Origin of the sequence: Comamonas sp. MYb21, from assembly GCF_037479395.1 — a bacterium.
Lineage (GTDB): Bacteria > Pseudomonadota > Gammaproteobacteria > Burkholderiales > Burkholderiaceae_C > Comamonas.
Map to the genome: position 1 here is coordinate 131,250 of NZ_JBBGZC010000016.1, position 6,419 is coordinate 137,668.

At 64.9% G+C, this 6,419-nt stretch carries 8 protein-coding genes; 6 read left to right on the plus strand and 2 right to left on the minus strand.

What is annotated here, in order from left to right:
• Complete coding sequence (locus tag WH367_RS21755; RefSeq protein WP_339537637.1) at positions 1 to 381, minus strand: hypothetical protein; 381 nt, start codon at positions 379 to 381, stop codon at positions 1 to 3.
• A gap of 60 nt (positions 382 to 441) precedes the next feature.
• Between WH367_RS21755 and WH367_RS21760 the strand changes: the two genes are divergently transcribed.
• The 6 genes from WH367_RS21760 (at position 442) to WH367_RS21785 (ending at position 5,275) form a co-directional block, all read left to right on the plus strand.
• On the plus strand, positions 442 to 1,077 hold the full coding sequence (locus WH367_RS21760) for an ABC transporter ATP-binding protein (RefSeq protein WP_339537638.1): 636 nt from the start codon (positions 442 to 444) through the stop codon (positions 1,075 to 1,077).
• 118 nt (positions 1,078 to 1,195) lie between these two features.
• A complete protein-coding gene (locus tag WH367_RS21765) occupies positions 1,196 to 2,023 on the plus strand; it encodes an undecaprenyl-diphosphate phosphatase (protein WP_021026019.1) in 828 nt (275 codons plus the stop codon).
• Positions 2,024 to 2,225: 202 nt separating this feature from the next.
• Positions 2,226 to 2,753, plus strand: coding sequence for a 2,4'-dihydroxyacetophenone dioxygenase family protein (locus tag WH367_RS21770; RefSeq protein WP_021026020.1), 528 nt, complete (start codon positions 2,226 to 2,228; stop codon positions 2,751 to 2,753).
• Between the two features lies 1 nt (position 2,754).
• Positions 2,755 to 3,492, plus strand: coding sequence for an SDR family NAD(P)-dependent oxidoreductase (locus WH367_RS21775; RefSeq protein WP_339537639.1), 738 nt, complete (start codon positions 2,755 to 2,757; stop codon positions 3,490 to 3,492).
• A gap of 33 nt (positions 3,493 to 3,525) precedes the next feature.
• Positions 3,526 to 4,506, plus strand: coding sequence for a Bug family tripartite tricarboxylate transporter substrate binding protein (locus tag WH367_RS21780; protein ID WP_312986765.1), 981 nt, complete (start codon positions 3,526 to 3,528; stop codon positions 4,504 to 4,506).
• A 43-nt stretch (positions 4,507 to 4,549) separates the two neighbouring features.
• A complete protein-coding gene (locus tag WH367_RS21785; RefSeq protein WP_021026023.1) occupies positions 4,550 to 5,275 on the plus strand; it encodes an SDR family NAD(P)-dependent oxidoreductase in 726 nt (241 codons plus the stop codon).
• Between the two features lie 102 nt (positions 5,276 to 5,377).
• Here WH367_RS21785 and tolA read toward each other — a convergent pair whose 3' ends face one another.
• Positions 5,378 to 6,358 (minus strand): cell envelope integrity protein TolA, encoded by a 981-nt coding sequence (gene tolA / locus WH367_RS21790; protein WP_445228144.1) that lies wholly within the window; start codon positions 6,356 to 6,358, stop codon positions 5,378 to 5,380.
• Positions 6,359 to 6,419 lie beyond the last annotated feature (61 nt).

Sequence of the window (6,419 nt, forward strand, 5' to 3'; positions counted from 1 at the left end):
TCAGTCGCTATCGCCCAGAAACTGCGCGGTCAGCTGCTGGGCCAGGGGGTCGGGGCCGCTGAGGGTCAGGCTCAGCTGCAGCGCGGTCTGCTGCGCTGCCTGGGGCGCCAATAGCTGGCGCTGCCGCGCATCCCAGTGCAAGGCCAGCGCGTCACCGGCATCGTTTTGCAACTGCAGGTCCAGATCCCAGCGGTGGCCATCTTCCAGCGGGCCGGGGGCGCCAAAGGTATCGCTGCACCAGGCCAGCAGCTGCGTGACTTCGGCTGCCAGCGCTGGCCACTGGGCGGCCTTGGCATAGGCCATCGCATCGAGGCTGGTAAGGCCTTCGCCGTCATCGCTGGTGTCAAAGTCCAAATAGTCGAGCATGTGCGGGGTTTTCATCGATATTGCGCGATTTTATGCTATGTTTTTAGGAGTTAAGCAAGCAAGCCGGATACCCCTATGAGCCTGGAATGGAATGCGCTGGATTTCTCCTACCCGCAAGCGGCCCCACTGCTGGCCGGCTGGCAATGGCAGGCCGCGCCTGGCCTGGTGCAACTGGTCGATGGCCTGAGCGCAGGCAAGACCACGGCCCTGCAATTGCTGGCCGGGCAGCTGCAGGCCTGCGGGGGCAGCCTGCTTATCGATGGCCAGACGCCGCAGGCGCTCAAGAGCGCAGGGGGCGTGTTCTGGCACGAGCCACGCCTGCCCGCCACGATGCCGCCAGGCACCACGGTGGTCGCAGACTGGATCGCCCAGATGCGCCGGGACTGCCCGGGCTGGGATGAGGCACTTTTTGGGCAATGGCAAGCGGGCTTTGATCTGGCCCCGCATGGCGCCAAGCCTTTGCTGGCGCTCTCCACCGGCAGTCTGCGCAAGCTGGTCATCGCGCTGGGCTTGGCCAGTGGCGCCCGGCTGGTGCTGCTCGATGAGCCCACCTCGGGGCTGGACAAGCCGGCGCTGGCCTTTTTGCGCGAGGGCCTGCAAACCCTCGCGCCGCACCTGGCCGCGCAGGGGCGCTACGCCGTGCTGGCGCATTACGAGCCTTTGGTGGATGCCGGGGGCGCCGTGCAGGTGGTGGCGTTGCCGGCGCCATAGCGGCTGCGCAGGCGAGGGCGCTGCATTGTGTAAATTTTCGTGCGCGCTGGCGGGCCAGACCCGTGGCGCGTGTTGGGCCGCTGGATAATCGGGCAGACCGATTTTTTGAAAGACTGTTGTGGACACCTTGCTGTTGATCAAAGCCGCCATCATGGGCGTGGTGGAGGGGCTGACGGAGTTCTTGCCGATCTCCTCGACAGGGCATTTGATTTTGGCCGGCAGCCTGCTGGGCTTTGACGATGCCAAGGCCAAGGTGTTCGACATCGCGATCCAGACTGGCGCCATCTTTGCGGTGATCCTGGTGTACTGGCAAAAGATCCGGACCACCGTCGTGGCCCTGCCATCGAGCCGCCAGGCACAGCGCTTTGCGCTCAATGTCTTTATCGGCTTTTTGCCCGCCGTGGTGCTGGGCCTGTTGTTTGGCAAGTACATCAAGGCGCATTTGTTCACGCCCATCGTCGTGGCCACCACCTTTATCCTGGGCGGCTTTGTCATCCTCTGGGCGGAAAAGCGCCAGTCCGCCCATGTGCGGGTGCAGACGGTCGATGAGATGACGCCGCTTGATGCGCTCAAGGTCGGCCTGGTGCAGTGCCTGGCGATGATTCCGGGCACCAGCCGCAGCGGCTCGACCATCATCGGCGGCATGCTGATGGGCCTGTCGCGCCAGGCGGCCACCGATTTTTCGTTCTTCCTCGCGATCCCCACCTTGATCGGCGCTGGCGTCTACAGCCTCTACAAAGAGCGGGCGCTGCTGTCGATGGCCGATATCCCCATGTTTGCCACGGGGCTCATCTTCTCGTTCATCAGCGCCTGGCTCTGCGTGCGCTGGCTGCTGCGCTACATCGCCTCCAACAGCTTTGTGCCCTTTGCCTGGTACCGCATTGTGTTCGGCATCATCGTGCTGGTGACGGCCTTTAGCGGCATGGTCAATTGGGTGGATTCCTGATCGCGGACATCCACGCGCATCCGCACACTGAAACCCGGCCAGGCAGCCGGGTTTTTTTGTGCCCGTTGGGCCGCTGCCGCAGCCCGGTCCCTGTCGCCAATATGTCTGTGCCGCCCAAGGCTTGGGGTTTATCTGGGCTGCGGGTCTTTCGGCGTTCTCTACAATTATCCATATTGTGAACTTTAGTCCATATGGTGGATAAATGCCCGTAGACAGCCCTGACCAGACCCCGTTGATGCCTTACCAGTATCCGAACCCGCCTGATGCCTTGCCCGAGATCGTGGTGGAAAGCGCCATCCCCACCGATGAGCGGCTGTGGGTGCCGCAGGCCGAGAACGTCTGGTTTCGCCCCCTTTGCCTCAATGCCAGCCAGGGTTACTGGATGAACCTGCTCAAGGTGCGCAAGTCCGGCGTGCTCAGCCGCCACCGCCACCCTCAGGCCGTGCATGGCTTTGTGCTCAAGGGCCGCTGGAAATACCTGGAGCACGACTGGTGGGCCAAGGAAGGCAGCTATGTGTTTGAGCCCCCAGGCGAGACCCACACCTTGTATGTGCCCGAAGACTGCGAGGAGATGATCACCTACTTCCAGGTCAACGGTGTCATGTACTACACCGACCCCTGGGGCAAGGGCATGGGCTTTGAGGACGTGTTCACCAAGATCGACATGTGCCGCAAGCACTTCGAGGCCGTGGGCCTGGGTGCCGATTACACCAACCAGTTCATCCGCTGACATGGCCGATTGCAGCTACCAATTGGGCGGCCGGGTGGCCGTGGTGACGGGCGGCGCAAGCGGCATTGGTGCCAGCCTGGTGCAGGCCTTGCAGCAAGCCGGTGCCCAGGTGGCCGTCTGGGATCTGCAGCCGCCTTCTGCCGCAGATGCAGGTGATGCGCTGTTCTGCCCGGTCGATGTGACCGAGCCGGCCAGCATCCAGGCGGCGCTGGCGCAAACGCTCGAGAGGCTGGGCCGGGTCGACATGCTGATCAACAGCGCCGGTATCACCGGGCCCACGATGGCGCTCGATGCCTTTGACGACGCCATCTGGCAACGCGTGATCGATATCAACCTGGTCGGTGTCTACCACGTCTGCAAGGCGGTGGTGCCGGTGCTGCGTGCCCAGGGCTATGGCCGGGTGGTGAACATCGCCTCGCTCGCAGGCAAGGAGGGCACGCCCAATGCCTCGGCCTACAGCGCGGCCAAGGCCGGGGTGCTGGCGCTGACCAAGTCGCTGGGCAAGGAGCTGGCCGGCAGCGGCGTACTGGTCAATGCGGTGGCACCGGCAGCGGTGCGCACGCCCATCCTGGAGCAGATGGCCCCCGAGCATGTGGCCACGATGATTGCCAAGAGCCCGATGGGCCGCCTGGGCGAGCCCGAGGAGATTGCCGCCCAGGTGCTGTGGCTGGCGTCCGACGCCTGCTCGTTCAGCACTGGGGCGGTGTTTGATGTATCCGGTGGACGTGCGACCTATTGAAACTGCACGACAAAGTAAAAAGCAGGAGACGGTATGAACATGAATAAAACGCGCCGCGGCGCCATGGGCTTTGTCGCCGCCGGTGCCAGCGCTGTGCTGATGGGCATGAGCGGCTGGGCGGTGGCGGCGGACTTTCCGGCACGCCAGATCGAGCTGATCGTGCCCTTCCAGCCCGGTGGCGGCACCGACGGTGTGGCCCGTGCCTTTGGTGAGGCGGCGCGCAAGCACATTCCGCAAAGCGTGGTGGTGATCAACAAGCCCGGTGCCAGCGGCGCCATTGGCTGGACGGACATGATCAATGCCAAGCCTGACGGCTACAAGCTGGCCGTGGTGACGGTGGAACTGGTGACCCTCAAGCCCATGGGCCTGGCCAAGTTCTCGTACGACGATGTGCAGCCCATCATCCAGTTCAACGCCGACCCGGCCGCGATCACGGTGCGCGCTGATGCGCCCTGGAACACGATCGAAGAGTTCCTCGCCGCCTCCAAGAAGGACCCCGGCAAGATGGGCGTGGGCAATGCCGGCAATGGCTCGATCTGGCACTTTGCCGCCACGGCGCTGGGCGACAAGACGGGCATCCAGTTCAACCATATTCCGTTCCAGGGTGCGGGCCCAGCCGTGCTGGCGCTGATGGGCGGCCACGTCGATGCGGTGGCGGTGAGCCCGGCCGAAGTGGCCCAGCAGCTGCAGGCGGGCAAGCTCAAGATGCTGACCGTGATGGCGGACCAGCGCGTGAAGAACTTCGACAAGGTGCCTACCTTGAAGGAAAAGGGCATCGACCTGAGCATTGGCACCTGGCGCGGCATTGCCGGCCCCAAGAAGCTGCCCACCGATGTGCTGAACTACCTCAAGGCCGCCGCCAAGAAGACCGTCGATGAGCCGGCCTTCCAGGAAGTGCTGGCCAAACAGAACCTGGGCTTTGTCTATGCCGACGACCAGGGTTTCCGCAACCAGATGATGAAGGATGCGACCTATTTCGCCGACCTGATCAAACTGCTGGACATGAAGAACTGAGCCCCAAGCGGGCGATAAGCAAGCAATGCGAGAGATGCGAGTGATGACTACGACCTACCAGAAAGACCTGTTGACAGGCAAGACCGCCCTGGTCGCCGGTGCCACCCAAGGCATTGGCGCCGTGATCGCCAACCATTTGGCGGCGCTGGGCGCGCGCGTGATTGCGCTGGGCCTGGGCGAGGGCGATGGCACGCTGGACGCCGGGGTGGAGGTGCGCCAGGCCGATGTGACGCGCCAGGCCGATCTGGATGGGGCGCTCGCCGATCTGGACGAGCTCGACATCGTCTTCAACTGCGCGGGCATCATCAAGCGCGGGCTGGAGCACGATGTGGAGGTCTTCCAGCGCGTGCTGGAGGTGAACCTGACGGGCACCATGCGGGTCTGCACCGCCACGCGCGACAAGCTGCGCGCCCGGCGCGGCTGCATTGTCAACACCGCATCGATGCTGACCTTCTTCGGTGGTGGCCTGGTGCCCGGCTATGCGGCCAGCAAGGGCGGCATTGGCCAGCTGACCAAGTCGCTTGCCATTGCCTATGCGGCCGATGGCATCCGGGTGAACGCGATTGCCCCGGGCTGGATTGCGACGCCGCTGACCCAGGCGCTGCAGGACGACCCGGCCCGCTCGGGCCCCATCCTGGCACGCACGCCGCTGGGGCGCTGGGGCACACCGCAGGATGTGGCGCAAGCGGCCGTGTTCCTCTGCACACCGGCGGCCAGCTTTATGACGGGCGTGGTGCTGCCGGTCGATGGCGGCTATATGGTGAGCTGAGGCTGACGCCCGAGAGGGCGGTGGCAGCACGCTGCCCATCCAAAGACAAATGCCCTCGGCCAGGTGGCCGAGGGCATTTTTTTGGGGAAGACAAACAGGTCTTCAGTCCTTGGGGCGGAAGCCAATCGCCAGGCTCGACGGCACGCGGCCATCGGTGTCGCGTGGCAAGGTTTCGGTCTTGTGCATTGCACGGACGACGGCATCGTCCCAGGCCTTGTTGCCGCTGGACTTGGTGACGCGCACGCCCACGATGGTGCCATCGGGGGCAGCGCGCACTTCCAGCTCGGCACGCGGGTTGCCCTGGATGTCATCAGGGAAGGTGATGTTGGGGCGCACCTTGGCAGCGACCTTGCCGCCATAGCCGGCCGATGGGCCACCTTGGCCAGAGGCGCTGCCCGATGGCGTGCCACCCTGGCTGCTGCCGGCCGCACCTGCTGCGCCTGCCATACCGGCCATGCGGGCGATATTGGCCTGGCGCTGGGCTTCGGCGGCCTTGGCATCTGCTGCTGCCTTGGCTTTGGCGTCAGCAGCGGCCTTGGCCTTGGCATCCGCTGCTGCTTTGGCTTTCGCATCTGCAGCGGCCTTGGCCTTGGCGTCGGCCTCTGCCTTGGCTTTTTCGGCCTTCTCGCGCTCGGCCTTGTCCTTCTCGGCTTTTTCCCGGGCGTCCTTTTCCTTTTGCAGGCGGTCCTTCTTGTCCTGCTCGGCCTGCTTCTTGCGGTCGGCTTCCTTGCGGTCCTTCTCCGCCTTCTCGGCCTTTTCGCGGGCGTCCTTTTCCTTTTGCAGGCGTTCCTGGCGCTCTTCTTCCAGGCGGTCCTTCTTGTCCTGCTCGGCTTGCTTCTTGCGCTCGGCTTCCTTGCGCTGGGCCAGCTCACGCTCCTTTTGCTCGCGCTGCTTGGCTTCCTGCTCCTTTTTCTTGCGCAGGGCAATCTCGGACTCGCGGTCGTCGTCATCCTGCACGGCCGCCACGGGCTTGGGCGTGGTCACGGCCGGGGCGGGCGCGGGGGGGCGGGAGGCCGCGCCGGCGCACGCCGGCCATGCGGCCTTTGGCTGGCACGCCATCGCGCCCGCGCAGGCCGGCAGCATCACCAACCATGCGGCCACCGACCCGCAGGGGGGCAGCGAGCCGCCGGTGCCGGGCGCTGCC